Origin of the sequence: Xylanibacter caecicola (genome assembly GCF_013166515.1) — a bacterium.
GTDB lineage: Bacteria > Bacteroidota > Bacteroidia > Bacteroidales > Bacteroidaceae > Prevotella > Prevotella caecicola.
The window spans coordinates 37,541-63,452 of sequence record NZ_JABKKJ010000013.1; the positions used below are offsets into that span (position 1 = coordinate 37,541).

General features: G+C 43.3%; 25 protein-coding genes. 5 read left to right on the forward strand and 20 right to left on the reverse strand.

Features of this window, described 5'->3' with window-relative positions; translation table 11 throughout:
* Position 1: 1 nt before the first annotated feature.
* The 3 genes from HPS54_RS08440 to HPS54_RS08450 are packed head-to-tail and all read right to left on the reverse strand — an operon-like array spanning position 2 to position 3,352.
* On the reverse strand, positions 2-1,216 hold the full coding sequence (locus tag HPS54_RS08440) for a glycosyltransferase family 4 protein (RefSeq protein WP_172345009.1): 1,215 nt from the start codon (positions 1,214-1,216) through the stop codon (positions 2-4).
* Between the two features lie 2 nt (positions 1,217-1,218).
* Positions 1,219-2,337 (reverse strand): glycosyltransferase, encoded by a 1,119-nt coding sequence (locus tag HPS54_RS08445; protein ID WP_172345010.1) that lies wholly within the window; start codon positions 2,335-2,337, stop codon positions 1,219-1,221.
* Between the two features lie 4 nt (positions 2,338-2,341).
* On the reverse strand, positions 2,342-3,352 hold the full coding sequence (locus tag HPS54_RS08450; protein WP_172345011.1) for a glycosyltransferase: 1,011 nt from the start codon (positions 3,350-3,352) through the stop codon (positions 2,342-2,344).
* A 200-nt stretch (positions 3,353-3,552) separates the two neighbouring features.
* On the opposite strand from HPS54_RS08450, the gene HPS54_RS08455 reads away from it, so the two are divergent.
* Both HPS54_RS08455 and HPS54_RS08460 read left to right on the forward strand, forming a co-directional pair.
* Positions 3,553-3,879: a helix-turn-helix domain-containing protein gene (locus HPS54_RS08455; protein WP_253951975.1), complete on the forward strand. Its 327-nt coding sequence runs from the start codon at positions 3,553-3,555 to the stop codon at positions 3,877-3,879.
* On the forward strand, positions 3,795-4,475 hold the full coding sequence (locus HPS54_RS08460) for an IS630 family transposase (RefSeq protein ID WP_172345012.1): 681 nt from the start codon (positions 3,795-3,797) through the stop codon (positions 4,473-4,475). The genes HPS54_RS08455 and HPS54_RS08460 overlap by 85 nt, the downstream gene beginning before the upstream one ends.
* 20 nt (positions 4,476-4,495) lie before the next feature.
* On the opposite strand, the gene HPS54_RS08465 is transcribed toward HPS54_RS08460, so the two are convergent.
* The 16 genes from HPS54_RS08465 to HPS54_RS08540 form a co-directional block, all read right to left on the reverse strand.
* Positions 4,496-5,299 carry an acyltransferase family protein gene (locus tag HPS54_RS08465; protein ID WP_172344974.1) on the reverse strand — a complete coding sequence of 268 codons (804 nt, stop codon included), beginning with the start codon at positions 5,297-5,299 and terminating at the stop codon, positions 4,496-4,498.
* Positions 5,215-5,481, reverse strand: a complete 267-nt coding sequence (locus HPS54_RS13090) for an acyltransferase family protein (protein ID WP_172345013.1) — start codon at positions 5,479-5,481, stop codon at positions 5,215-5,217. The genes HPS54_RS08465 and HPS54_RS13090 overlap by 85 nt, the downstream gene beginning before the upstream one ends.
* Positions 5,482-5,942: 461 nt before the next feature.
* Positions 5,943-6,542 carry an acyltransferase family protein gene (locus HPS54_RS13095; protein ID WP_172345014.1) on the reverse strand — a complete coding sequence of 200 codons (600 nt, stop codon included), beginning with the start codon at positions 6,540-6,542 and terminating at the stop codon, positions 5,943-5,945.
* On the reverse strand, positions 6,539-7,864 hold the full coding sequence (locus HPS54_RS08480; RefSeq protein ID WP_172345015.1) for a hypothetical protein: 1,326 nt from the start codon (positions 7,862-7,864) through the stop codon (positions 6,539-6,541). The genes HPS54_RS13095 and HPS54_RS08480 overlap by 4 nt, the downstream gene beginning before the upstream one ends.
* Before the next feature lie 173 nt (positions 7,865-8,037).
* Entirely contained in the window at positions 8,038-9,579 is a 1,542-nt protein-coding gene (locus HPS54_RS08485; protein ID WP_172345016.1) for a lipopolysaccharide biosynthesis protein, read from the reverse strand.
* Positions 9,579-10,595 (reverse strand): glycosyltransferase family 2 protein, encoded by a 1,017-nt coding sequence (locus HPS54_RS08490; RefSeq protein ID WP_172345017.1) that lies wholly within the window; start codon positions 10,593-10,595, stop codon positions 9,579-9,581. Before HPS54_RS08490 ends, HPS54_RS08485 begins: the two co-directional genes overlap by 1 nt.
* Positions 10,596-10,599: 4 nt before the next feature.
* Entirely contained in the window at positions 10,600-11,490 is an 891-nt protein-coding gene (locus HPS54_RS08495; protein WP_172345018.1) for an NAD-dependent epimerase/dehydratase family protein, read from the reverse strand.
* Between the two features lie 2 nt (positions 11,491-11,492).
* Entirely contained in the window at positions 11,493-12,581 is a 1,089-nt protein-coding gene (gene rfbG, locus HPS54_RS08500) for a CDP-glucose 4,6-dehydratase (protein WP_172345019.1), read from the reverse strand.
* Between the two features lie 12 nt (positions 12,582-12,593).
* Entirely contained in the window at positions 12,594-13,376 is a 783-nt protein-coding gene (gene rfbF / locus HPS54_RS08505; RefSeq protein ID WP_172345020.1) for a glucose-1-phosphate cytidylyltransferase, read from the reverse strand.
* Positions 13,377-13,383: 7 nt separating this feature from the next.
* Positions 13,384-14,730 carry a lipopolysaccharide biosynthesis protein RfbH gene (gene rfbH / locus HPS54_RS08510; RefSeq protein ID WP_172345021.1) on the reverse strand — a complete coding sequence of 449 codons (1,347 nt, stop codon included), beginning with the start codon at positions 14,728-14,730 and terminating at the stop codon, positions 13,384-13,386.
* 313 nt (positions 14,731-15,043) lie between these two features.
* The gene (locus HPS54_RS08515; RefSeq protein ID WP_172345022.1) at positions 15,044-15,748 is read right to left on the reverse strand and encodes a hypothetical protein; all 705 of its coding nucleotides are present in this window, start codon (positions 15,746-15,748) and stop codon (positions 15,044-15,046) included.
* A gap of 58 nt (positions 15,749-15,806) precedes the next feature.
* Positions 15,807-17,138, reverse strand: a complete 1,332-nt coding sequence (locus HPS54_RS08520) for an AAA family ATPase (RefSeq protein WP_172345023.1) — start codon at positions 17,136-17,138, stop codon at positions 15,807-15,809.
* A 137-nt stretch (positions 17,139-17,275) separates the two neighbouring features.
* On the reverse strand, positions 17,276-17,659 hold the full coding sequence (locus tag HPS54_RS08525; RefSeq protein ID WP_172345024.1) for a hypothetical protein: 384 nt from the start codon (positions 17,657-17,659) through the stop codon (positions 17,276-17,278).
* A gap of 11 nt (positions 17,660-17,670) precedes the next feature.
* On the reverse strand, positions 17,671-18,234 hold the full coding sequence (locus HPS54_RS08530; RefSeq protein WP_172345046.1) for a UpxY family transcription antiterminator: 564 nt from the start codon (positions 18,232-18,234) through the stop codon (positions 17,671-17,673).
* 36 nt (positions 18,235-18,270) lie between these two features.
* Positions 18,271-19,659: a tyrosine-type recombinase/integrase gene (locus HPS54_RS08535; protein WP_172345025.1), complete on the reverse strand. Its 1,389-nt coding sequence runs from the start codon at positions 19,657-19,659 to the stop codon at positions 18,271-18,273.
* Positions 19,660-19,729: 70 nt separating this feature from the next.
* Positions 19,730-19,897, reverse strand: coding sequence for a hypothetical protein (locus HPS54_RS08540; protein ID WP_172345026.1), 168 nt, complete (start codon positions 19,895-19,897; stop codon positions 19,730-19,732).
* A gap of 383 nt (positions 19,898-20,280) precedes the next feature.
* Between HPS54_RS08540 and HPS54_RS08545 the strand changes: the two genes are divergently transcribed.
* Entirely contained in the window at positions 20,281-21,093 is an 813-nt protein-coding gene (locus HPS54_RS08545; protein WP_172345027.1) for a gliding motility protein GldB-related protein, read from the forward strand.
* Between the two features lie 158 nt (positions 21,094-21,251).
* On the opposite strand, the gene mnmL is transcribed toward HPS54_RS08545, so the two are convergent.
* The gene (gene mnmL / locus HPS54_RS08550) at positions 21,252-22,172 is read right to left on the reverse strand and encodes a tRNA modification radical SAM protein MnmL/YtqA (RefSeq protein WP_172345028.1); all 921 of its coding nucleotides are present in this window, start codon (positions 22,170-22,172) and stop codon (positions 21,252-21,254) included.
* Positions 22,173-22,371: 199 nt separating this feature from the next.
* Here mnmL and HPS54_RS08555 point away from each other — a divergent pair, with 199 nt between their 5' ends.
* Positions 22,372-24,579 (forward strand): S9 family peptidase, encoded by a 2,208-nt coding sequence (locus HPS54_RS08555; RefSeq protein WP_172345029.1) that lies wholly within the window; start codon positions 22,372-22,374, stop codon positions 24,577-24,579.
* A gap of 72 nt (positions 24,580-24,651) precedes the next feature.
* A complete protein-coding gene (locus HPS54_RS08560) occupies positions 24,652-25,875 on the forward strand; it encodes a DUF4861 domain-containing protein (RefSeq protein ID WP_253951976.1) in 1,224 nt (407 codons plus the stop codon).
* Positions 25,876-25,912: the final 37 nt, after the last annotated feature.

Consider the following 25,912-nt stretch of genomic DNA (forward strand, 5'->3'; position numbering starts at 1 on the left):
CTTATATTTCCTTAAAATATTCAACAAGTCTTTTTTCGTATATCTCCGGTGTCAGCTTCGTGGAGTACTCATACACTTCCATTGACAGCTTGTCACGCCTTTGTGAATCTTCAAACAAGTATCTGACGCTTTGTACGATGCTGTCTGTGTTTTTCTGTGGTATATATATGGCGGGGAACTCGCCCATGTCGGTGCCGGCACATTCGGTAGTGATGATGGGGCATCCGCAGCTTGCCGCCTCGATGACCGTTCCGGCAAATCCTTCAAAAAGGGTAGGGAAGACGTATGCCTCGGCACTGCGATATTCTTCCATCAACTGCTCCCTGCCGAGCACTCCTATGAAGTTGAGGTTCTTGAACGCCGGGGCTTTCTTCAGTTCGTCGTTTACAACACCTATCACCCTGAAGTCGAGGTCGGGATAAAGTTGCTTCAATATGTCGGCAGCCTTGGCACAATAAAGCAGTCCCTTGCGGACAGGGTCGTTGCCCACCCAGATAAGGCGGTGTTTCACGGGTTTGTAGCCATATTTATCCGGCACGATGCTTGAGCCATAAGGAAGGAACAGCACCTTGTTCTTGTCGAAATTCCTGAACACGTTCATTGACTTGATGACAAACTGTGACGGAACGGTATAATAATCGGCAAGTTTGAGCAAGTCTTCCATGTAGTGTATCCTCACTTCGTGGCTGTAGCCGTAGCTTTCTATCTGCTTGCGGAATATTCCGTATTCCGGGTTGCTTTCAATTTCTTCTATGAGATACTTGTATGTCATGGGAGTCTCGTATATGTCCACTACAACCTTCAGCCCTTTCGACTTGGCATATACAAGAAAGTCGTAGTTCTCAATATACATGTTGTACACGCAGTCGGCATCGCCCGTTCCCCAGCTGATACATTTGTTGACAAAGCCTGTATAATGGAGATATCTTTTGCAGAGAGAGTCGCCTCGTCTTATCCTTGCCGCTCTTTTTCTCCAGAAAAGCATATCGGTGGTGTACAGCTTGTCATTCGGAATGCCCGGCTGTCGTCTGCACAGGCGCATAACCGACGGGCTGCCTATTCCTATGGAAGAAATCATCCTTGCACATCTTCCGATGAAACTTTTAGCCGTTGTATCTGTATACAGCCTGCCAAGCATGCCGTTTTTTTCCAATACACGAGGTATAAGGTAACGGTGGCGTGAGCCGGTCTGACATACTATTATCTTATTTGCCATAATCAGTGATTTGTCCATGGAGCAGCGGGTTTGTCTGCTCCGTTGAAAAAGTGGTTAATGATTTTATCGAAATAATCCGCCACGGACTGCGGACTGATATTCATGTCTGCCCATTTTATTATCCTCTTTTTTTCTTTATCGCTTAAAGGACCTTGGGCAAATATTTCGTTCATTATTTCGTTCAGTGTATTGAAGTCTTTTGCATCAAATACATATCCCAAATCTTTATGTATATGCGGAAATACGGAGCATCCGCTTTGCTTTGATATAATCAGCCTGCATCCGCTTTGCAATCCTTCGTTGCCCACGGCTCCCCAACCGTCATACAGACTTGATAGAATAAGATAATCTGCTTTCTGCATCTCTTTTCGCACTGTGTCGTATGGTTGTTTGCCGTGATAGAATATTTTTGTGTCATCGGCAACAAGTGCTTTCAGTTCACTGTCAAGATCCCATGAACCGTAGATATTGAAGATATAGTCTTTCTCGGAAAAATTCTTTTGCATGTATCTTACGAATGGGATTATGTTTTTTCTCTTGTCGATAGCTCCGACAAAGATAAACCTTAATTTACCCCCCCCGTTTTTAATTATTTGATTATCAGTTTTTTGCTGTGTGATATATAAGAACTGAAATAATTTTTCCTGCTTTACGCCGCAGTGTCTGAACTGTCTTTCGGCATTAAGTCCGGTCAGTCCCCATGCTGTCATATTGCGTCTCCATGTCATATTGAGATATACCAGCCATTTCAGATAGTTCAACTTGCCTTTCAGACCTTGCAGCTGGAAACCTTCTTGTGGAATGGATATGACACGATATCCGTTTTTCAGCAGATATTTTAAAGCCGTGAATGACGGTGCATTTGATACTTTTATGCTTCCGTTTATATGAAGTGTAGTTTTTCTTTCATATTGTCTGCATATCTGTATAGCCTTATCTCTATCGTTGCATTCTATGATTTCCACATTTTTATCGTTGTATTGCGGTATTCTTTCTGTCCGCTTTTCGTTTGCTCCTTGTGTGTAGCGTATTACTTTTACGGTGTATCCTTTTCGGGCTAAAGCTCGGGTCAGTTCAAATACATGTGTTGTGAAACCTCCCCAGAAAATAATATTCTTCATGTTGTTAATATTTGCTTATTATATACATTTGTATTTTGACAGGTAAATATGCCAGCACATAAAAAAACATGTTCTTCGACAAATTGTATTTATTTCTCAGTATGTATAAAAGAGAAATCTCTGATGAGAACAGTTTCTTCAGATAGTAATACTTTTCCTGATCACATAATACAGCACTGTCATTGATCATCTGGCCGTGGAGAAAAGATACACTGTTAATGCCTTTCATTAAAGACGGATACTCCTTGTGGTTCTTATATCTTGCACATAGTGAAACATCATACTCACGTATCTTGCAGAAGCAGTCGGCAAGATAAACGGCACGGTTGTGATTGTTGCGGAATGCGGCGAACGACTGTCCTTCGTATATGTGGTATGTATATGTAATGTCCGGCACTAACCGGCAACTGCGTGCAGCAAGGTTCACCTGATAGCTGAAAGACACATCCTCTACATGCACACCGGGAATACATCTTATATTGTTCTTTCTCAGAAACTCAGTGTTGTACAGCTTGTTCCACACTTCGGCAAGTATTTTGTTGTTGTGAACATATCGGAACCGTGCCACGCTCAGTTCTCCTTTGTCATGGACAACGACAGGAGTGTAAATATCCTTGACTATCAGTTTCCCGTCAAATGTCTTTCTCATTCGTGACGAAGCGATGAAGTCGACAGGAGTCTCCTCCATATATCCGACAAGTTTTTCTATACAGTCGGGTGCAATGACATCATCGCTGTCCATAAAGTATATATACTCGCCACGGGCATTGTCGATGGAAGTGTTGCGCGTGTCACCGAGTCCCTTGTTCACGACGTGGTCTATAATCCGAACCGCGTCTCTGCGCGTATGCCCGTTGACAACTTTTCGTACAACATCCATACTGTCATCGGTGCTCTTGTCGTCAACGATGATATATTCTATATCCGGATATGTCTGGTTCAGTGCCGACAGCAACGACGCCTCCACAAATCCGGAGACGTTGTATACGGGCATGGAGAGGGTTATTAGTGGCATGGAGTTATGTTTTTTGAAACATTTTTTATTTTTTTCTAAGTATATGTTGAAAATTAGTTTATATCAAATTTTTTGCGTATCTTTGTGTAAACACATAAAGACACATAGTTATCGCAAAAATCAAAGTTATACAACTGACCGACAGACAACGTCTGCAATTAGAAGAGGGCTTTCGCAAAGGCAAGAGCCACGCTTTTCGTATGCGATGCCGTGCTATTCTCCTGAAGGCCATCGGTTTTACCTCCAAGAAAGTTGGGGAGCAGACCGAAATGACCCATATATCCGTCAATTCCTGGGTGAAACGCTTCGAGGCAGAAGGAATCCATGGACTGGAGACACGTCCGGGGCGTGTACGCAAGCCGATAATGGATTGTACGGACGAGAAGAAGGTACGCAGAGCCATAGAGAACGACAGGCAGAGCATGAAGAAAGCGAAAGAGGCATGGCAGCAGGCTTCAGGAAAAGAAGCGAGCGACAGCACCTTCAGGGCTTTTTTATCCGCCTTGGCGCGGGATATAGACGTATAAGGAAACGTCCAAAGGGGAAACCCTCGCCGCAGCTCTATGCATATAAGAGCGAGAAGCTGCAAGAACTCGTACAACAGGAGAAAGACGGTCTCATTGACCTCTATTATGGAGATGAGAGCCACATCTGTACCGAGGGATATGTGCCATACGGATGGCAGTTCCGCGGTGAGGACATCTACATCCACTCTGAGAGAGGGCTGAGACTCAATATTTTCGGCATGATTAACCGACATAACCGATATGAAGGTTTTGCCACCACTGAGAATATGATCGCAGACAAGATCGCCGACTTTCTTGACAGACTTTCGATGCGAATCCGCAAAAATACGTTTGTCGTTCTCGACAATGCAAGCGTCCACAGATGCAGACTCATACGGGAACTTCGCCCGGTCTGGGAGAAACGTGGGATGTTCATCTTCTTTCTCCCTCCATATAGTCCACACCTCAATATCGCCGAAACACTTTGGCGGATTCTCAAGGACAAATGGCTCAGGCCTGCGGATTATATCTCCACAGATTCCCTGCTGTATGCAACAAACCGTGCGTTGGCAGCTATTGGTTCTGAACTCAATATCAATTTTGCCCATGCGGCTTAGTATAAATTAATTTTTACGACTTACTTATATATTTTGCCAACCATAAATGGAATATATCTATTCGCAAATAGAGCAAACAAGGCGCACACACTAATAGTTATTATAAATTGTATTCCTTTGTAAACGCTAAAAGATGGCATATATGGTTTGATAATTATATCACATATCCCTATTAATAAACAATTTAATCCAATGAAAGATATTGAGTTTTGTCCTATCCAACGTAGCAAACGTCCCATCTTATTTGATTCTGATTGAATGATGACAGACAAACCAACAATACCGGAAGTTCCTAAAAACGCAGTTATATATCCCCTTAATTCAATGTGGTTAAACATCAAATCCGTATGATTTTTTGTTATAATAACATACAACATTACTATGAACAATTGTGTTATTGCATAAACAAATGTTTTTTTTCTGTCTATGTCTTGATAAGAGGTGATAAAATCAAATTGCCTAGATAAAAAGCCAAGCCCATAAAATACATAGCATACAGGTATAGATGACAAACAATATGGAAAACTGATATTTGAAATTTCAAACCAACGTCCTATGAATAGAACTATGAATATATTGATTATATGAAAATAGGTATTGCTGTTTATTCTATTAACTATCCAAAACAATATTTCTACAATAAATAAATCAAGCAAAAACCAAATGGCAGGAGGCGGACCGTTATAAATGGTAGTTATATAATCAAAATCTGGTTTTTGTAAAAGAGACACAACCAATATTATAATGAAAAAACAAACATAAGGAACAAGAAGCTGTCTGAATCTTGTTTGTAAGAATAACGTGAACGTTTTCTCCCCCCCCATTTTTTGTCATTGAATAAAAAGCCACTGAAAATCAGGAACATTGGCATGTGAAATTGAAATATAAATTGGCGAATTGGAAATATACTTACCATGTGTCCTATTACCATTAATAATATGCCTATGCCTTTTGCTATGTCTATATATTCAATACGGCTTTTATTGTACATCGTTATTCTGTTCATATATTATATGATGTGGAATATATTATAATATAACATGTCATAGTATGTTTATAAAAATAATATTTTACAGTTTGCTATATACTATATTTGTTGTTTTGTACTCTTGTTTATAATGGAATATATTGGGGTAAACAATATATTGCGTATTTGTTCTATAATAAATGCAATGGCTAAAATTAAAATGGCTAAGCATATATAGACAATTGTTTCGTTGGTTAATGAATACGAACAGTGTATTGTAGATACATATTCCGCTAATAACGGTCTTATCATATAATGTTCGTGTATAAGATATGCGGCAAGAACTGTTTTGCTTATCTTGTTTATATAGATATTGTTTCTTATATTCAGATTCCTGAAAAACATGAAAAGAGAAAATGCTGCTAAAATAACTATTGGGTTGTTGTATCTGTAAGATTTTATAACAAACATATTAATGCCCGACAGTAGTATATATATTATCAGCCAAATTCCCCCCCCACTAAATATTGGAGCTTCTCATGTTTTAGTTCATCGTTATGTTGTAAATATTTATAAGTGCTTCTGCCGATTATATATATAAATACAAACTGCAAATAACTGTGTCCGGAGCTATTGTTTGGGTTTTTGAAAATATATCCAAAGTATACACAGATTAAAGAAAAAGCAAGAATGTTGTAAGACAAGTTTTTTGTATTTTCAATAGCTTTATTCAATAACGGGGCTGAAAGATATAGCATTATATATGTTGTGATGAACCACCATTGGTTGGTGCTTATCGGTAACAATATTTTTATAATGTCCCAATGTGCCCCTGTGATGTAATGTACACACAGCCCTGTGACAATGCTGTAGAATAAACATTGTAAGAAAAGCGTAATAATTGATTTCAGTTTAAATCGAATTCCCCAGTATCCGGAAATTAATATGAAACAATTTACGGCTACTGCTGTTAATGAGTAAATAGTGTCCTTTAATATAAATGGAGACACTCCGTTTTGTTCAACGGCAATATTTAGATGCCATAAAATTATCATGAACATACATAGGATGCGAAGTAGCTCTATATTTGAATTCCTCATATTCTGTGACTGGTTTTAATGCTTACAATAAGCATTATCATAAGTATTACTATAAATCCTAATGAGTAAACAACATTGATATTTCCGTTGGCAAAATATTGAAGTGAAAGCGTCCATAATGTAATAGGCAATATATCATGATTCTTTTTCAATGTTTTCATGCTTTTAAAGAACAGTTTTATAGGATAGCAAGTTCTCATAAAGAAGACAATTGCTCCAAACAAAATTCCCATTTCTGCATAGACTATTTGTGAGGACCATTCTCCAAGCATCCATGCTCCTCCGGTAAAGGCTTTTGCAGCAAAATTACTTCCAAAACCTATGCCGTAGCCCATAAAAGGAATATCTGCGACTTCTCCCATATTGTGCCAGAATATATAAGGCTCCAGTATTCTGGACAGGAAAATTCCGGACGTTCCTCCTTCATGTTCTGCTGCTGTTGTAAAACGATTTATCACGGGATCTAAAAGATACATATCACCAACCTTAATCTTTGATATTATAAATATGAGGAGCATCAAGCAAAGCAAGGAAAATAGAACTTTGAAGAAAGAGTTTCCTATTTTTGCAAAAGTCATAATTAAAGATACAAACAAAATTGTTATTGCAGACTGTAAAATAGTACCTCGTGACACACTTGTTATCAATGTAAGAACGACACAGGTTGTAAGAATAGGGAAGCCCAACTTGAATTCTAAAATTTGTTTTCTGTAATTATTGGAAAACATGACAACCGCAAATATGCATGTGACAATTGGATTATAATAGGAAGATCCTAAACAATGTGCAAATGTTCCGGGAGGACGGACAGCGCCATTTGCCGTACCGGTTCCTTCTGCTACCTCGCCACCTACTGCTGCGTTTATTATATTGTTGGGTGGAGTCAAGAACTGAAGTACGTATAGGACCGTCATCGGAATAAATACGATGCATAAGAATTGCATTATCTTTATAAGGTCTGTCCTGTTGAGGCGTTGTGACATTATGAATATAAATGGTATGTGGAAGAACCATATACGGAAACCATATAGTGCAATGGGTATGCTGTGATGTCCCATGGTTATTGCAGAAAATAAGGTGACCGCACCTATTGCCATGAACCCTTTTGCAAGGTTGCTTTTAAGATAACGCCCGTTCATTGAGGATATGACAATCCATATAACAATTGGCTCACGACACATGAACCATAGGTTTGATAGTCCCGGCATGAACCATTTGCGCATAGCTCCTTCTATGAAAATAAGGAACAAGTATATCCAGAAGGCTTTCTTGTATTTGTCAAGAGAGCGATAATATGTTCTGAAATCTTTTATAATCGACATCTTATATATTTAATTACTTCCCGATAATCCATTTGGCTTTTTTATTCACAAGAAACACAGATAATATGGATAAAGAGAATACTATTATAACTTCTGATATTTTATATGGTATTTTTTAATTTATGTAATTAATGTATTCTCAATTACGATATACATATATGAGGTGTAGACCTTTATAGCAAGGCTATTATTCTCAGTTTTATATTATTGAACATTTTCAATATAATTTTTCTTTCATAATTATTTAATCCTGTAAACAGTATTATTAAAGATAATATTATGCAGGATGCTATTACAACTTCTATTAGTCCTGTTAAATTATATCTAAAATAGCTGTTGACCAACGATATCGAATAATATGCAGCTGCTATTACAAGTATTGGTTGAAAAATGCATGCCCAGGCAAATTTTCTTAAAGATAATGAAGATATTTTTGAGAATGCGTATATCCTATATAATGCTACTGCAGTTTCAATAGAAAGAAGAAATACGGCAAATGATTGTGAAGTTGTATTTGTCAGGTGTGGTATGATATAAAGTAAGCCAATAGCAATTATATAGATAAAATCAGCAACAAGAAGAAATCTTTTGATATTACCTGTGGCAAGTGCTCCGGTGATTACGGGGCACGTTATGGCGTAGATCATGCTGATAAACAGAAAGATACTTACATACAAGGCGGTGCCCTCGGGAACATCGCCTAACCACAGTGACAGTATCTGATTGCACCTTACCCATATGGGCACGGCGATGAAAGCAAGAAGGTATATTTGCATTCTGCTGCCTTCGTATATTAGTTTCAGCGATTTGTCGGTCTCGCCGTTAGAGTAGGTCTTGATAATCTGTGGCTCAATGGCTTTCTGCACGTTCTGCGAAAAAGCGAGTGCTGATGTCCTTACCTGTGTTGCTATGGAGAAAATGCCGTTCATAACAACACCAAAATTGATGTTGAGTAACACGTTGAAACCTTGTGCGAACAGCATCACCATAATACCGTCAAGCAATGAGTAGCCGGTGAATTTACCAATCTCGGACATGTGTGATCGGTCTATTATCAGTCTGAACTTTGACTCTTTGAAGTTATGCCTGCAATATATTTGATAGGTTAGACGTATGCCGACACTCACGGTGGCGAGAAAAAGTCCGTAGAAAAACAGCCGATTGTGGTTTATAAATCCAATGGCATATACAGCTGCCAGATTCATCAAGACTTGAAATATCGATATATACGCAAAGGCGTTCATCCTTTCGTGGGCAATAATCAAGGCATTATATGGAATGCTTATAAGATTAACGACACATGTTATTATTGAAAATTGAAATACCCAGTTGGCTGCAATGATGCTTCTTTCCGGTATTTGTATTTTGTTATTGAGAAACCATAGTCCGATGCTTTCAAGCAGTATGAATGATAATAAGGCAAAAATGAAGACTACATTCATACAACTACAGAAGGTCTTTTGAATGTTAGATTCGTTTTTACCTAATTCAAATGCCATAAACCGATTGATAGCGTTTGTCAGTCCTCCGCCAAAAATGGCGAACATAGAAATCACTCCACCTACGATACCGTAGGTACCATAATCTTCTATACCAAGATTTTGTAAGACCAATCTTGTGATATAGAGATTTATCCACATGGTGAACAACATACGCAAAGCCAGTACAGCGGTGTTTTTGGCAATGCGCTGTTTGTTGAAGTTCGTTTCTGTCATTATTGAGGTTTGTAGGTATAGGTGTGTCTCAGCTTCTTAGGCAAGCCCCAAATGAACTTCATTATCAGATAGAACATCTTGTCGAAAGGCATACAGTGTGGTTCGTTTACCTTTACTTTCTGCCCGATGTTCCAATTGCGCACAAAAAGTTTGTCGAAATATCTCAGGTAAGCCTCTTGGAACCATGAGCCTATTACGAAGTTATTGCGCACGATGAGACGCTTTATGGCATTGTCTTTCTCTACCCAGCCGGGAACGGTCTCGGGCTTTCCGCCGGCATTGACCATCCAGCGGTATGTGGCAAGAGGATAACCGCGCAGCCAACGGACACTGTGATAGTGTGCAAGCTTTACATGGAAGTGAAAATCAAGAGACGGATAGAAGTCGGGATTGAAACCGCCAATCTCATATACAACATCCCTGCGGAGAGTCATTCCGCATGGGGCATGAAGGTGACAGCCGGTAAGATAGTCTTTTTCTTTTAATGTCATCACTTTTATATCGCATGTCTTACGTTCCGGATGAACGTTGCCCATATTCCTCATACTGTTATAACAGTTATAGAAGCACACTGCCTCGTTGTCGGCTGCGACGATATTAGCCATATTACGCATGAAATCCGGATATAGCATATCGTCGTCATGCAGCATTACAACCCATTTTGTTCTGGCGAGCTGATACAACTTGTTCCAATTGCCCGTCATCCCTGTATTTTCTGTATTCTTATAATAGGCAATCTGCGGCAGACGGTATTTTTCTTTCATTAGACGCTCCGTTTCGTCATCGCGTGCAGGATTGTTGTCTACTACAAGTATCTCGTAATCTGTAAATCCTTCTTGATTGATGCAACTGTCTATTGCAAACTGCAACAGGTCCGTACGGTTATATGTAGGTATGGCTATGGTGTATAGAGGTGCTTCGTCCTTTTCCCATGTGAACACAGGAATGGACGCAACTTTCTCTATTTCCGCCATGTTGTCACGGTCGTCGTAACGACATTTTATTTCCTCTATCATGACTTTAGTATGTATCTATGACATCGATTATTCTGACAGACGGTGTGAAACCTGTATAGTGGTACAGTTTGTTACCGTCAAGTGCCAGATGTTTCATGCCTGTATCAACCCGTCCAGCTGATCCGAAACAACCTTGCGGAACAGTTGTCCCCATTGCCTTGTGAATGAGTGTGACTATCTCCTTTACGGTCATGACTTCTTTTCCTTCCACATTGTATATACCTGATGCAAGTCCTTTTCTTATTGCAAGCTCAAGCATCAAAGGTATTTCGCTGACGTGAATATACTGGCGTGTCTGGTCACCTGCCGTGAAATGCAGTTCCTCATTTTTGCGGATTGCATTTATTGTGTAGGGTATGAGCCGCAGGGAATTCTCACCCTTCCCGTAGATTGTGGGAAGGATGAAGTGCCAGTGGCGGAAATCGTGCTTGTATGATGCGACGAACCGGCTGAGCATGCGTTTGCTTATTGTATAGTCGTTGGGTGCCGGAGCTGTAGATATCAGGATATCTGTCTCGGTAAAAGTCCGTGTTTCTTTTGTCTCGCCCATTTCGAAGAATGAACCGAATGTAACAAATCTGCCCTTATAATCAACTTCTTTCAGCTTGTTACAGATAGATACCGGAACCTTAACATTAAGATTGTATATAAGATTCAGGTTTTCTTTTAAGTTGGATTGAATGCCCGCACCTGTTGCATATATGATAATGTCACTTGAGAACAATGTGCTGTAGTCAAGTGTATCATCGGTAAAGTTTACTTTATAAAAATTATTATATTTATGGTTGACAGGCGGCTCCAGTCCATACATGTCCAGTTCACATCCTATTTCATTGAAATGTATTGCTATGGCAGTTGATAGAAAACCGTTTGTGCCAAGTATTGCAGCTTTCATCGTTATTGGGGATTTGTGTTAACAAACTGTTCTATTTCCTTTACACACAGTGCATATACATCTTCGTCCTTGTATCGTTTATACCAGTCGGTGACAAGTTCCATGCACTGTTGCATGTTCATGCGCGGTTTCCACCCCAAACGGCTTTTTGCCTTGTTTATGTTAAGCATCAGCAGCTTTGCCTCGTGCGGAGCGTCTGTGTCGGATAAATCCCGAAGTGTCCCGGTGCCATAGTTCCTGATAACTTCGGTTGCAACATCCCATACCGTAGATACGGAGTCGGCTTCGGGACCGAAGTTCCAGCCTTCGCAATATTCCGTAGGCTCATACCACTGTTTCATTGCAAGAAGCATGTAGCCGGACAGCGGCTCGAGGACGTGTTCCCACGGGCGTACGGACTTGGGCGAGCGTATGTCTATGGGCTTGTCGGCTTCAAGTGCACGTATGCAGTCGGGGATAATGCGGTCGAGTGCCCAGTCGCCGCCGCCGATGACATTGCCTGCACGTACGCTCGACAAAGAGACGGTATGCTTTGTGCCGTAGTCGGCAGGGTTGAAGAAAGAACGTCTCCATGATGATATCGCAATTTCGCATGCACCTTTTGATGAAGAGTACGGGTCGTAACCTCCGAAGGCGTCTGTCTCTACATAACCGTCAGTCTGTTCTTTGTTCTCATAACATTTGTCGGTTGTTATCATCACTCCCACTTTAACACTGTCTGTTGCACGTATGGCTTCCATAATGTTAATGGTACCCATGACATTCACCTCGTATGTCTCCACGGGTATGTCATAACTCAGTCTCACCAATGGCTGTGCGGCAAGGTGGAAGACAATTTCCGGGCGGTACTCGGCAAAGATTTCTTTCATCTTCTTGCCGTCGCGTATGTCGGCACGTATGTCTGCCTTTATCTTTTTTCCGATGCCGGAAAGGACATAGTTGTCACGTTCTGTAAACGGGTCTTGGGCTATTCCTATAACCTCGGCACCCAGTTCATGGAGCCATATCGACAGCCATGAGCCTTTAAATCCCGTATGTCCAGTTATCAGAATGCGCTTGCCCCTATAGAAGTTATTAAAGATATCAATCATTGTGTATATGTTTTATTTCCAGATTTTCCATGGAGCACGGTTGTTTTCCCACATCTTCTCCATCTCCTGATTGTCGCGGAGCATGTCCATCGGCTTCCAGAAACCGCGGTGTTTATAGGCATGCATTTTGCCGTCCTTGACAAGGTTTACAAGTGGTTCACGCTCGAATATCACGGAATCTGTCCCGTCCGGAATATAATCAAACACTTCCGGCTCGCATATAAAGAAGCCTGCATTTATCCAGTTTCCGTCACCGTCGGGCTTTTCCTCAAAAGACAATACTTCGTTTGTACTCGGATTGATATGTACCGATCCGAACCTTCCGGACGGTTTGTATACGGTCATGGATATCGCTTTGCCGCTTTCTTTGTGTGCCTTGATTGTATCCGTAATGTCAAGATCGGTAACACCGTCGCCATAAGTCAGGCAGAAAGCCTCGTTACCTATATATTTCTGTATACGTCTTAACCTGCTTCCGGTCATGGTGTTCATGCCTGTATCCACAATTGTCACTTTCCAGTTTTCGGAGTGGTTCTCAAGAAGTTTCATGCTGTTGTCCGACAGATCTATTGTCATGTCGGTGTTGTGCATGAAATAGTTCATGAAATACTCCTTTATGACATATTGTTTGTAACCGGCACAGATGATAAAGTCGTTTATGCCGTGTGCGGCATAAATCTTCATTATATGCCACAATATAGGCTTGCCGCCGATTTCAATCATCGGTTTGGGCATGTATTGGGTCTTTTCGCTGAAACGTGTTCCAAGACCTCCGGCAAAAATTACAGCTTTCATAAGATGTTTATTTGGAATGTTCTGTGCAGAATTCTTTTATGGACTGTATCATCCAGCCGAGCATGTCGTTTGTCATACCAGGATATACTCCGATCCAGAAACCGTTGTTCATTATGAAGTCGGTATTCTTAAGTTCTCCTACAACGCGGTAGCCCTCGCCTGTCCGGCGCATCTCGTCAAATGCGGGATGCTTTATGAGGTTTCCGGCAAACAGGTTGCGTGTCTGTATCTTGCGGCTCTCAAGAAAACCGGTAAGTTCGTTACGCGTAAATCCGGCATTCTCTTCAACTGCAATAAGGAAACCGAACCAAGAAGGGTTGCTGTTGTCCTCGGCAACAGGAAGTATCAGTCCGGGAACATCCTTAAGCCCGTCGTACAGTGTCCTGTAGTTGGCACGCCGTGCCTTGACAATACTGTCAAGTTTTTTTAACTGTGCACATCCTATGGCAGCCTGCATGTCGGTTATTTTAAGATTGAACCCGAAATGGCTGTATACATATTTATGGTCGTATCCTTGCGGAAGTTCGCCGTATTGTCCGGTAAAGCGCAATTTGCACGTGTTGTCGACGCCGCCCACGCACCAGCAGTCGCGTCCCCAGTCGCGAAAAGAGCGTATTATCTTGTCCAGCATAGGGTCGTCGGTATATACGGCACCGCCTTCTCCCATGGTCATGTGGTGGGGTGGGTAGAACGATGATGTGCCTATATGTCCCCATGTACCGGTTTTCTTGGTAACTCCATTCAGTGTGTATTCAGAACCGAGTGCATCGCAGTTGTCTTCGATGAGCCACAGACCGTGTTTCTCGCAGAAAGCCAGAACGTCTTTAAGATTGAACGGGTTGCCCAATGAGTGAGCTATCATAACCGCCTTGGTCTTGTCGCTGTAAGCATCTTCAAGCCGTGCGGTATCTATGTCGAATCCCGGCAGGCATACATCCACAAACACAGGAACGGCACCGAACTGTATTATAGGGTTGACAGTCGTGGGAAATCCAGCCGCTACGGTTATGACCTCGTCGCCGCGTTTAATCCTTCTGTCGCCGAGCTTTTGTGATGTCAGTGCATAGAATGCCAACAGGTTGGCAGATGAACCGGAGTTTGTAACGGCACAATGCTTCACTCCGAGCCACTTGGCAAGGTTTGTTTCGAACTTGTGCGCCCATGGACCGGCTGTAAGCCAGAAATCAAGTGACGAATCAACGAGATTTACAATTTCTTCATCATCAAAATAACGCCCTCCGTAATTTACGAAAGACTTGCCCGGAACGAATTCCTTTTTTGCAGCATGTACCTCTTTGTAATATTCACGGGTAAGCTCAAGAATTTGTTCTTTTAGTTCTTCTTTCTTAGACATAGTCTCTAAATCTTTATATAAATTAATGTGTGGACTTCAATGGGGATGTGTCAAAATTAAATATATGTCCCTACTCAGATGATTGCTTATTTTGAACACCCTCATGAGTTTATCTTATTTTATATATGGAATGTCGGCACATTATGATACAGTATGCCTGTTTATGTGAGTAGGGATGTAAAAAATTAATTTATGGTATACAACCCAATATAGACATTTTGTAGTTGCCTATATATTGAGTTGTTAAGATTTAATGTGTCTGTTGATGATTATGGCTGTCCGCTAAAACTTATAAAAGCAATATTATTATATCTTATAGCAGTACCTCATAATCTTCCTCAAGTATTTCTGCATCTAGTGTTTCTTCGTCTGACAAATTCGGAGAAGATATCCGGAAATCGTGCCATACTCGGTTAAGTATCTGCATTATACAATCATATTCTGCGTTGTTATATTTTTGACGGTATGACATGGCTTGCTTAATCCAATATTCTATTTTGCTTATGAATGTAGTGAAATCGCAGGCGGACAATAATGAATGAAGATATTCTTCCATCGCTTTGATATCAGTAACAGGCGTGTATGGAAAATCGCTTTCTGATTTTATCAACTCATTGAAGTCATCTGTGGATAAAGGCTCGCATAACCTAATTATACCTCCTTCTTGTGATTTGTCTTTGAACCAGCGTTTTACACGCTGTATAACATTCGGGCAGAATATGAAAAAACATGTTTCGTTTATCGGTATATTGCAACCAAGAATATCTTTGGTATGGCTGACTTTTTTCTCCAATACCGTCTTTGACAGATTTCTTTCGCTCTTGTAATCCATTCTCAATTCAATCAAGAGAAGTCTCGGACTGCAGAATTTATTGTCAGCATAGTTTTTTATTCCCATTACGGCATCCATTGTATGCTCCTTGCTGCCGTGGCATATCTGTGTTTCATAAGCATCCATGTCAAGGCAACAAATGTTTTTGTCAAAGAAATCTTTGCCGGGATAGTCCTTCTTTGACACACCGTCAAGTGTATTGCCACATTTGCTATATAATGAATGTCTTGTAATTATACTGTTGTCAAATGCCAGTTCCGCCATATTGCTCTATACGCTCGTATGCAATGTTGAATGACTTGAATATGTCTTCTATATCATTCCCGAGGTCACGGTATGAATATTTGTATGGAGTTTCTGATGATTCGGCAATGTAGAAACGTGTGACATCTGTCAATTCTTCTTTTCTTGATATAGCCTGTATTGCTGCTACCATATCCGGATTGTGACTTGCCACCATTATCTTTACTCCGAGTTCTTTGTTGAGCAAAACCAGCAGACGGGCAAATTCTACGATCCACTGTGGGTGCAGATGGGCTTCCGGTTCGTCTATCATCAAGAGCGTATTGCTGTTAAGGTGTCCGTTCTTCAGTAATCGCTGTATATAAGCGAATGCCTTAAATCCGGTTGCAACGTCATCCAGCTTTATGTCCAGTCCGTCTTCGCGTATATAGCGCAGTTCATTTTGGTTGAAGTCATCCTTGCTTACTTGAACGTGTCCTTTGATTAGTTTCTTTATCCTGCGTTCTATTTTTAATGATGTATCGGACGTTTGCATGTCTTTTGCCTGATACATCATCAGGTCATTGAGATTGTCCCAAAACTTGTTGTCGTATGCAAACTCTTCAGATACAGCCATTGGAGTGTCTACATATATGGCCTTGTTCAGGTTGAACAGGTTGCCCACTCTGTTTTTCTTGAAGAGTTTCACTTCCTCTTCTTCAAGCTGTATGTTTACCGGCGGTTTGTCTTTTATTACGTATGTTGTGTGCAGAACTGAGAAGAAGCGTTCCTTGCTACGTTCTTCCTTGTCCTTCATGTATTTTTCAAACAATTTGCTTATCTGCTCATTTTGTAGAAGTCTGAAATGCTCCAGTTCATCGTCAATATTGTCATAGTCGCCAATCTCAATATTCAAGTATCTGAGCATACGCTCTTTTACTCTCTCGGAAGGCTTTTGTTTCAGATAATCCGACAGTATTTTAATGAATCGGTCAAGTATAGTTTCGAATATCGATATTGCACTGTCAATGTTTTCCGGATTTTCATTGTGGAATAGGCGTCTGAGCTTTTGTCCTCCCTCATTGAAGAGGGTGTTGCCGGCATTATCGCTGTACCGGTCTATATCGCGGCTCACCATGTTCAGACTTCTTGTTATTTCCAGTATGCTCCTTATGAACGAGTTGTATATGTATACATCAAAATGTTCGGCTCCGTTTACAAGATAATAAAGCCATTTAGACAGAGTGCTTTTACCGCATCCGTTTTCACCGGACAGTACAGTAATCCCGTCTATTGCGATGACCGCTCTTTTTACTGCATGATAATCATGAAGTGAATATACATACCTGCTCATATAACATCGTGTGAGTAAAATGTTTTTATATATGCAAAGATAGCATTAATATTTCATAATGGTATGTATGCATCGGTGTTTTTTGAAAACTTTGGCTATTCTTATGTTTTTGGAAGTATCAATAAAACCATGTCTATTCACTCCTCAAATATCTCCGTCTCTTCCCTGTACCATTCTTTGTAAGACTGCATGGATGCGACCTGTGCGGTGATTGCTTTATATTCGCAGCTGCCTTCTGAGGTATTGTCTTTGTCGAGCAATGTGTCCACAACGGTGGTTGTGGTGTATGCGATGATTAGTGGAGACGGGAGGGCGGGTATCTGCATGGCGGAGGTGTCGCAGGGCATGCCGGTCTCCGTCAGGAGATAGGCGGACATGTTGAATGCCACCCAGTAGTCGCCGGTGTGGTAGAGGTGTATTGTTGATGTGTTTTCTGTCTCGTGGCGTATTATTTCCGGGAGCATTGTTTCCAGGAGATTGTCCAGTTGCTGTGCCGGTGTCTGCGCTTGATGTTCTTTCATGTTGTTCATGATTATGCGTTTTGGATTTTCCGGAGAAAGCATTGGGGGATGTATGATGTCGCCACGGCACATACGCCATGTATCGACACGAACAGGCGGCGGTTGCCTCTTATGCGGCGGATGTATCCTTCGGCTCCCTTGAACACTCCGTCGACGACTTTTACACGGTCGCCTTTTCTGAAAAAACTGTCGTCTGCCCCAAAGTATTCCAGTCCGCTCTCGCCCGATGAGCATACGAGCATGAAGATGTTCATTTCTTTCTCGGGAATGGCGTATGGTTTTTTGCCCATGTCGGTGCTGCTTGTATAGACAAAAGCCTTGTTATATAATAAGGTGTTGACGCGTTGGGCAAATGCAGGTGCCGAGCGGAAGAATATCAGCGAGTTTATCATGGGCTTGCGCTCATGACCGTTTCCTTGTGTTTCGCAAGGAATGTATGTGCTGATGCCGCATCCATTGAGTGTCTCTTCTACGTCGAATACTTTGTTGAAGAACACTTTCAGAGCATACCAATGGCTTTCTTCCTGTTCCACTTGTGTTGTTTCTTGATTATAACGTTTGTTCAGTGTGGGCATACCTTCCATTCCTGCGTATGACGTTTGGGACATCATTCACAGCACGGGAAGTAATATCCGTATTTGTTCTTTTTTATTAAAAACTCTCGGAAAACCGATTTCATGCCTGGATCCAAGCTGAAAATTCGTACCTCCTGATTGTCCGTCTCTTGATAAGAGATGTATCGACGGGTGCAAAGTTATTAAAAATAATTTAAATACAGTGAATAATCCATCACTATTCTGTAATTCGTCCAATATCTTTTTGTTTGCTTTGTCCGTTTCCGAAGTGTCGAGTGATGCAAGATATATTCGTGTTGTCGCTTCCGAGTCATGCCCCATACACTCACATATCACCGACAGTGGGATGTGCCTGCTGTGTGCAATCGACGCCCATGAGTGGCGCGCCACATACATTGTCAGCGGCTGTTCGCATCCCGTTGCCGTCATGATTTGTTTCAGTTTGTTGTTTATAAGGTGCTGTACGTTCCGGTATTGTCTTGTGACATCCGTCTTTTCTGTTATTATGGGCAGCATATATCCGTTGGTGTTTGACGGATACATGTCGACGATGTCCTGCATGCACTGTTCCCATTTTATGTAAAGACGCTGTCCGGTCTTACGTCTTCTATACGACAGAAGACCGTTCTTAAGGTCGTCTTTTCTCAGAAAAGCCATGTCGATGAATGACATTCCGCGTGTGTAGAAACTGAACATAAACATGTCGCGTGCCAGTTTCAGCGAAGGCTCGTCCGGCAGTTCCACATTCTTTATGCGCCTTATGGTCTGCATTGTCACAGCCCTTTTCATTGTCTTCTCCACTCCGGTGTATACCCGTTTGAAGGGATGCTGCTTTTTGACAAGCCCTTTTTCCACGGCTCTGTTGTATGTCGCCCGCAGTATGCGCATGTAGAACGAGCTTGTGTTGCGGCAGACGCCTTTCGACTTGAGGTATGTCTCGTATTGCATCATCATGTTGTTGTCTATTTCGCCCGGCAGTATTTTGCGGTTGCCGGCAAATCTCATGAAACTGCGCATTGCAGACAGGTATGTCTCTGCGGTGCGCGTGCGTCCGGCGCGTTGCAGACTGTTTGCTGTGGCGTTCATAAGTCCGTATATGCAGTGCTCGTCGTTGCTGTTGCGGAACATGCTCACTATGTCGTCTGCCCCGAATCCCTTTCCCATCTTGTCCAGCTGTTGCATTATGCTTCCGATAAGCTTTATGTCTGTTTCGATGCTTTTCCTCACACGGTTTATATATTCCGTTCTTTCATTGTTGTGCGTTGTCGCGCGCGGCATTTCTGTACGTCGGTCCCATTCGTCGGTACGTATCCTGTATGATGTTCTTATTGTTCCCGACGTGTTGTTGTGCATGATTTTGTAACACACAATTCCCTCCGTTCTGTTGCCGGAGCATGTTTTCAACCTTGTTCTTAATGTTTCCATATTGTGATAATTAATGTGGATGCAATATAAGGCTTGTCATAAAAAATGCCAACGTGCATGGTTGTAGATGTTAAAATAAGGAGATAAGGGGAGGAGGCATAAGGAGATAAGAGGAGATAAAAGAAGATAGAGGGAGATAGAAGACAAATGTCCTGTTGCTTATTTCAAAGCTATTGTCCTTTATCTTCTGTGGCGCAGCCACGTATCTCCTTCTATCTTCCTCTATCTCCTTATTCATCAGTCCTTTATCTTACGTGGCGCAAGCCACATATCTTCCCTTATCTTTCCCATATCTCCTTGTCTTGATTTCCTCTCATCGCACCCCGTTTTACAGCCGTTATGTAACGTCTTGAAAATCAAGATGATACCTTTTACTTTCTAAAAGGGCACCTTTCAGCCTCCGATATGCCGCCTTTCAGGCTCTAAAAGGGCACCTCTTGCATTGCGAAAGATGTCCTTTCGGGTGCACATGGGTTGTACGTTGGTGTCGTATAAACCTTTTTTGTTTAATCCAAAATAGACATTAAAATACATTTGTTTGATATTTTTAACCAAAATATTAGGTCGTATAATATATTTTTAGTATTTTTGCCGTATGTTAAACTGTAATCATTCAAAGAAGTGAAAAGAAACTGTTTATTGCTATTGATGGTTCCGTTACTGTTTTCCGGTTGTAAACTCAGTCTGAAAGCATTTGAGGATGACGATAAGGCTTTGGTGGAAGTGGTGCGCTATGACCGTCTTGAGAGCCAATATCTTACCACCGGAGACTTTTCTGCCTTGCAGCAGATGAACACCGACTATCCCATGGAGACGCGCACACTGATAGAAGATGTGTTGAGAATAGGCGATGTGAGCGATCCTAAGATAAACAAGCGTTTTCTTACGTTCTATCAGGACTCTGTTTTGCAGAGGCTTATTTCAGATGCCGAACTGCAATATGCCAATATGGATGATGTCAATACCGGGTTGTGCGATGCTTTTGCACGCCTGCGCATGTTCCTGCCCACTGTGTCGGTGCCCGATGTGTATGCACAAATAGGCGCTCTCGACCAGAGTATCGTGATAGGTAACAATACCATCGGCATTTGTCTCGACAAGTATCTTGGCGAGAACTATTCGCTGTATAAGAAATACTACGATGCAGAGCACCGTAAGACAATGACGCGCGACAACATCGTGCCGGACTGTCTTAACTTTTATCTTCTCAGTCTATATCCGCTGTCCGACTCGGAGACACGTCAGCAGATAGACCGCGACCTGCACATGGGCAAGATGCAGTGGGTGTGCAACCTTGTGCTTGAGAAGAAATTCTTTGACACACGCTATGTGCAGATTGTAGACAATTATATGTCCAAGTACAAGTCCATGCCCATAGAGACGTTGCTGAAGAATACCGACTACAGGGAAATGAAGAAAGATATTAAGATTTAGACAGTGGGGCGGCATGTCAGAGTGCCGTCTGTCATGGTAAATGTATGCCGGATGATATCTTCCGATGCAGATAATGGTTTGTCATATTTTTTGTCTGCACGGTGATACATCCGGTATTTTGTATAAACAGGTATTCGATATTGGTCGTATCAGTCCGGCTATGGGCACATACTACCTTGCCGTGCCCCTGTTTTCTTGAGGTGGTTGGCAAGCAGATTGGCAAACTCGTGGTTCTTAAGTCCCCAGTCAGGGGCGATAAGAAGCTCTTTCGGCGACTGCGACACAAAGCGTTCCAGCACCATGTCTTTGCGCAGGTGTTGTATGTATCGGGTTATCAGACTTATGTATTCTTCTGCCGTGTACGTGTGGAAAGGATGCGCGGCGTATACCTCTGCAAGTCTTGTTCCGCGTATTATCTGCATCTGATGTATCTTCAGTATGTTCAGTTTTGTGGCAGATATCAGCGGTGCCTGCCTCAGACTCTCCTCCGCATCTTCTCCCGGCAGTCCGATGATGATGTGCCCTCCCGTCGTTATGCCGCGCTCCACGGTTCGTTCTATCGTGCGGCATGCACACTCGAATGTGTGCCCGCGGTTTATGCGGCGCAGCGTTTCGTCGTTTGCCGACTCTATCCCGTATTCCACAATCATGAACGTCCGGCGGTTAAGCTCTTCCAGATAGTCGAGCAACTTGTCGGGCATGCAGTCGGGGCGTGTGCCAATCACTATCCCCACCACATCTTCCGTGTCGAGTGCCTCCTCGTACATGCGTTTCAAACGCTCCACACTTCCGTATGTATTAGTATAAGCCTGGAAATATGCCAGATATTTCATGTCGGGATATTTGCGTGCGAAAAACTCTTTGCCCGCTTCTATCTGGCTGCGTATGGAGCGCCCCGTGTCACAGTATGACGGGTTGAAGGTGCGGTTGTCGCAGTATATGCAGCCTCCGCGCCCTATGCTTCCGTCGCGGTTGGGGCACGACAGACCGGCGTTTATCGATATCTTCTGCACACGGAACGGGAACTGCGAGCGGAGCCATGTGCCGAAGTCATTGTATGGTGTGTTGTTGTCGTTCATCTTTCAAACAGCTTGTTGTAAATGGCAATATTGTTGCAGCCGTAATGCCGCGTGTCGTTGCAGGTCATGCACGGTCGGGTGGCTGCTTTGCCCTTTTACACCATTATTAATTATAAATTATCAATTATAAATTACCAACGGGCATTGCAAATATAACCAAAAAAAACTATCTTTGTGGCACTAAACAACAATAAAAGCAATGAAAAGACTATTTATAATGTGTGTTTCATTTGTCATGGGCATGGCGAATATAGCCTCTGCCGACAACATCAGACTTGAAGATGTAACGGGCGGAAAGCTTCGTGCCACGTATATCAGTGCCGTTACTCCGCTGCCCGACGGCGACAGCTATGCCTGTATCGACTCCAACGGAAAGAAGATTGTGTGCCACTCGTTCCGCACGGGACAGCAGACGGGAGTGCTGTTCGATGCCGACAACACCGTGGGAGAGAAGATAGAGAGTTTCGACAACTTCATCATGAGTCCCGACGGAACCAAGATGCTTATACAGACCAACACCGTGCGCATATACCGCCGTTCGTTCACCGCCGTCTATTATATATATAATATAGGTACGCGCAAGCTTGAACGCCTGTCCGACTACGGACCGCAGCAGTCGCCGGTATGGTCGCCCGACGGCAATCTCGTGGCGTTTGTACGCGACAACGACATATACCTTGTCAAGCTGCTCTATGGCAATGCGGAGAGCAGAGTGACTAAAGACGGAAAGAAAAACGAGGTGATAAACGGAATCCCCGACTGGGTGAACGAAGAAGAGTTCGGTTTCAACACCGCCCTTACGTTCAATGCCGACGGCACCGTGCTGTGCTGGATACGCTATGACGAGACCAAGGTTCCGGTATATTCGCTCCAGATGTTCAAGGGCATGAAGCCCGCACGCGATGAGTATTCGGTGTATCCCGGAGAGTATTCTTATAAGTATCCCAAGGCGGGACAGCAGAACTCAACCGTCTCCGTGCACAGTTTTGACATTCTGTCCAAGCAGACACGCAAGCTGCAGGTGCCTGTGGATGCCGACGGATACATACCCCGAATAAAGCCTACGGGCGATGCGCAGAACATAATAGTATATACGATGAACCGTCATCAGGATGTATTGTGTCTGTATTCTGTCAATCCCAAGAGCACCGTCAGCCGCCTGCTCATAAAAGAGAGCGTGCCTAAATATGTGAAGGAAGAGGCAATGGAGGGCATACGCATTGTCGGAAACAATATCCTTGTGCCGAGCGACAGGGACGGATATGTGCAGCTTTATCTTTATGGCATCAACGGACAGTTGCAGCGAAGACTGACAACGGGCAACCGTGATGTCACTGCCCTCTACGGATTTGACGAGAAGACGGGCGACGTTTATTATCAGGCGGCAGGCAGAAGTCCGATGAACCGCGAGGTGTATGTCACGCGTAAAAACGGCAAGACAGAGTGTCTCACGCCGCGCGAGGGCTGGAATAATGCCGTGTTCAGTACCGGATGCAAGTACTTCATCAACCAGTGGAGCGACATGAACACACCGTTTGAATATACCGTTTGCAGCAATTCGGGCAAGAAACTGGCGCAGCTCGAGGACAACGGTGCACTGAAAAACAAGCTCTCGGCATATAGCTTGCCCCATAAAGAGATGTTCTCTTTCACCACCTCGGAGGGCGTGAAACTTAACGGTGTGATGATAAAACCCGCCGGTTTTGACGCCGGAAAGAAGTATCCCGTCATCATGTGGCAGTACAGCGGACCGGGCAGCCAGCAGGTTGTTAACTCATGGAACCTGGGTTCGATGGGGCAGGGCGCCCTTTATGATGCTTATCTTACCGAGCAGGGATTTATCGTTGTGTGTGTAGACGGCAGAGGAACGGGCGGCAGAGGATCCGAGTTTGAGAAGTGTACGTATCTCAGTCTGGGCGACAAAGAGTCGAAAGACCAGGTCGAAACGGCGCTCTATCTCGGTTCGTTGCCATACGTGGACAAAGACAATATTGGAATATGGGGTTGGAGCTACGGCGGATTCAACACGCTGATGAGCATGAGCGAGGGACGCAAGGTGTTCAAGGCGGGAGTGGCTGTTGCGCCTCCCACCGACTGGCGCTTTTACGACACGGTATACACCGAGCGCTTTATGCGCACGCCAAACGAGAACCCTCAGGGATATGACGACAATCCGATAAACCGTGCGGACAGGCTCAGCGGCGAACTGTTGCTGTGTCACGGACTGGCAGACGACAATGTACATCCGCAGAACCTGTATGAATACACCGAGGCACTTGTGCAGGCTGACAAGGATTTCAAGATGAATGTGTATACCAACCGCAATCATAGCATCTATGGAGGAAAGACCCGCACGCATCTGTTGCGGCAGATAGCGGAGTTCTTCAAGGACAAGATGAAGAGATAATGGGTATGCAATGAGTTGCAAAACTACTGAAATTTTAAAGAAAAGAACAGAATAACAATTATACTAAAGGAAATGAAAACATTTGGATTTATTGCCGTAACGACTTTCTGTATGATGCTTTTTGCACAGCAAACAGAAGCAAAGGACGTTACGATTACAGTGAAGAACAATGCCGATGTGCAGCGTCAGGAACTTGTGGAGGTAGACGCCGCAAGTGTTTACAAGACGCTCGGAATAGGCAAAGGCGAGCCTTTTATCGTAAGGAATGCGTTGGGACAGGAGGTTGCAGCACAGGTTACATACGACGGTAAGATACTCGTTGACGCTGCCGTGCGCCCCATGGGAACGGCGGTATTTACCATAACAAAGGGCACACCGAAGCCGATGAAGACATTTGTATGCGGCAAACAGTATCCCGAACGTGTGGACGATGTGGCATGGGAGAACGACCGTACTGCCTATCGTGTGTACGGACCGGCACTTCAGCGCTCGGGCGAAAGGGCATTCGGAGTGGACGTATGGGTGAAGAACACTCCCGACCTTGAGGTTGACAAGCGGTATGTCACCGAGCTGTCAAACCACCACAAGATACAGGAACTGAAGAAAGCAGGTAAGGACAGAGAAGCTCTTGAGATGACACAGGCGACGACTTACCATTATGACCACGGTTACGGACTGGACTGCTACAAGGTCGGTCCGACACTGGGAGGCGGCGCTCCGGCTCTTATGGACGACAACGGATTAATCCTTCCGTACTGTTACAAGACATACGAGATACTCGATAACGGTCCGCTCCGCTTTACGGTGAAGCTGGTTTACAATCCTGCAAAGATAGGAAAGGATGCCAATGTGGTTGAGAATCGTTTGCTGAGCCTTGACAAGGGAAGCAACTTTAACCGTATGGAGGTGTGGTTCGACGGTCTGACACAGCCCCGTAAACTGGCTGCCGGCGTGGTTATTCACAGTGAAGACACAGAGAGTGTAGTGCTCGGCAAGGATATGGTGTTGTATGCCGACCCGACGGACAATCCTGCTAAGCAGAACTTCCAGATATACGTAGGCGCCCTTTTCCCATACGGAAACGTTGCCACTCAGCGTGTTGCCGATGCTGTTCCTGTAGACGGAGCGGCGGGTCATGCAGTGGGAGTTACCGAGTATAAGCCCGGTGAAAGGTTCGTATATTATTTCGGCTCGGCATGGAGCAAGAACGACGTGCGCACGTTCAACGAATGGAAATTGCGTGCATCGGAGACAATAGATGCGCTCCGCACGCCTCTGAAGGTTACGGTAGAGTAACGATAAGGACGTAGAAATCCTTTTTATATACGTCAAG

Bases quoted from the DNA above. Each gene is read 5' to 3' on its own strand.
- HPS54_RS08440 (WP_172345009.1), bottom strand. From the start codon at position 1,216: ATGGCAAATAAGATAATAGTATGTCAGACCGGCTCACGCCACCGTTAC.
- HPS54_RS08445 (WP_172345010.1), bottom strand. From the start codon at position 2,337: ATGAAGAATATTATTTTCTGGGGAGGTTTCACAACACATGTATTTGAA.
- HPS54_RS08450 (WP_172345011.1), bottom strand. From the start codon at position 3,352: ATGCCACTAATAACCCTCTCCATGCCCGTATACAACGTCTCCGGATTT.
- HPS54_RS08455 (WP_253951975.1), top strand. From the start codon at position 3,553: ATGCGATGCCGTGCTATTCTCCTGAAGGCCATCGGTTTTACCTCCAAG.
- HPS54_RS08460 (WP_172345012.1), top strand. From the start codon at position 3,795: ATGGCAGCAGGCTTCAGGAAAAGAAGCGAGCGACAGCACCTTCAGGGC.
- HPS54_RS08465 (WP_172344974.1), bottom strand. From the start codon at position 5,299: ATGGGGGGGGAGAAAACGTTCACGTTATTCTTACAAACAAGATTCAGA.
- HPS54_RS13090 (WP_172345013.1), bottom strand. From the start codon at position 5,481: ATGAACAGAATAACGATGTACAATAAAAGCCGTATTGAATATATAGAC.
- HPS54_RS13095 (WP_172345014.1), bottom strand. From the start codon at position 6,542: ATGAGGAATTCAAATATAGAGCTACTTCGCATCCTATGTATGTTCATG.
- HPS54_RS08480 (WP_172345015.1), bottom strand. From the start codon at position 7,864: ATGTCGATTATAAAAGATTTCAGAACATATTATCGCTCTCTTGACAAA.
- HPS54_RS08485 (WP_172345016.1), bottom strand. From the start codon at position 9,579: ATGACAGAAACGAACTTCAACAAACAGCGCATTGCCAAAAACACCGCT.
- HPS54_RS08490 (WP_172345017.1), bottom strand. From the start codon at position 10,595: ATGATAGAGGAAATAAAATGTCGTTACGACGACCGTGACAACATGGCG.
- HPS54_RS08495 (WP_172345018.1), bottom strand. From the start codon at position 11,490: ATGAAAGCTGCAATACTTGGCACAAACGGTTTTCTATCAACTGCCATA.
- rfbG (WP_172345019.1), bottom strand. From the start codon at position 12,581: ATGATTGATATCTTTAATAACTTCTATAGGGGCAAGCGCATTCTGATA.
- rfbF (WP_172345020.1), bottom strand. From the start codon at position 13,376: ATGAAAGCTGTAATTTTTGCCGGAGGTCTTGGAACACGTTTCAGCGAA.
- rfbH (WP_172345021.1), bottom strand. From the start codon at position 14,730: ATGTCTAAGAAAGAAGAACTAAAAGAACAAATTCTTGAGCTTACCCGT.
- HPS54_RS08520 (WP_172345023.1), bottom strand. From the start codon at position 17,138: ATGAGCAGGTATGTATATTCACTTCATGATTATCATGCAGTAAAAAGA.
- HPS54_RS08525 (WP_172345024.1), bottom strand. From the start codon at position 17,659: ATGAAAGAACATCAAGCGCAGACACCGGCACAGCAACTGGACAATCTC.
- HPS54_RS08530 (WP_172345046.1), bottom strand. From the start codon at position 18,234: ATGCCCACACTGAACAAACGTTATAATCAAGAAACAACACAAGTGGAA.
- HPS54_RS08535 (WP_172345025.1), bottom strand. From the start codon at position 19,659: ATGGAAACATTAAGAACAAGGTTGAAAACATGCTCCGGCAACAGAACG.
- HPS54_RS08540 (WP_172345026.1), bottom strand. From the start codon at position 19,897: ATGAATAAGGAGATAGAGGAAGATAGAAGGAGATACGTGGCTGCGCCA.
- mnmL (WP_172345028.1), bottom strand. From the start codon at position 22,172: ATGAACGACAACAACACACCATACAATGACTTCGGCACATGGCTCCGC.
- HPS54_RS08555 (WP_172345029.1), top strand. From the start codon at position 22,372: ATGAAAAGACTATTTATAATGTGTGTTTCATTTGTCATGGGCATGGCG.
- HPS54_RS08560 (WP_253951976.1), top strand. From the start codon at position 24,652: ATGAAAACATTTGGATTTATTGCCGTAACGACTTTCTGTATGATGCTT.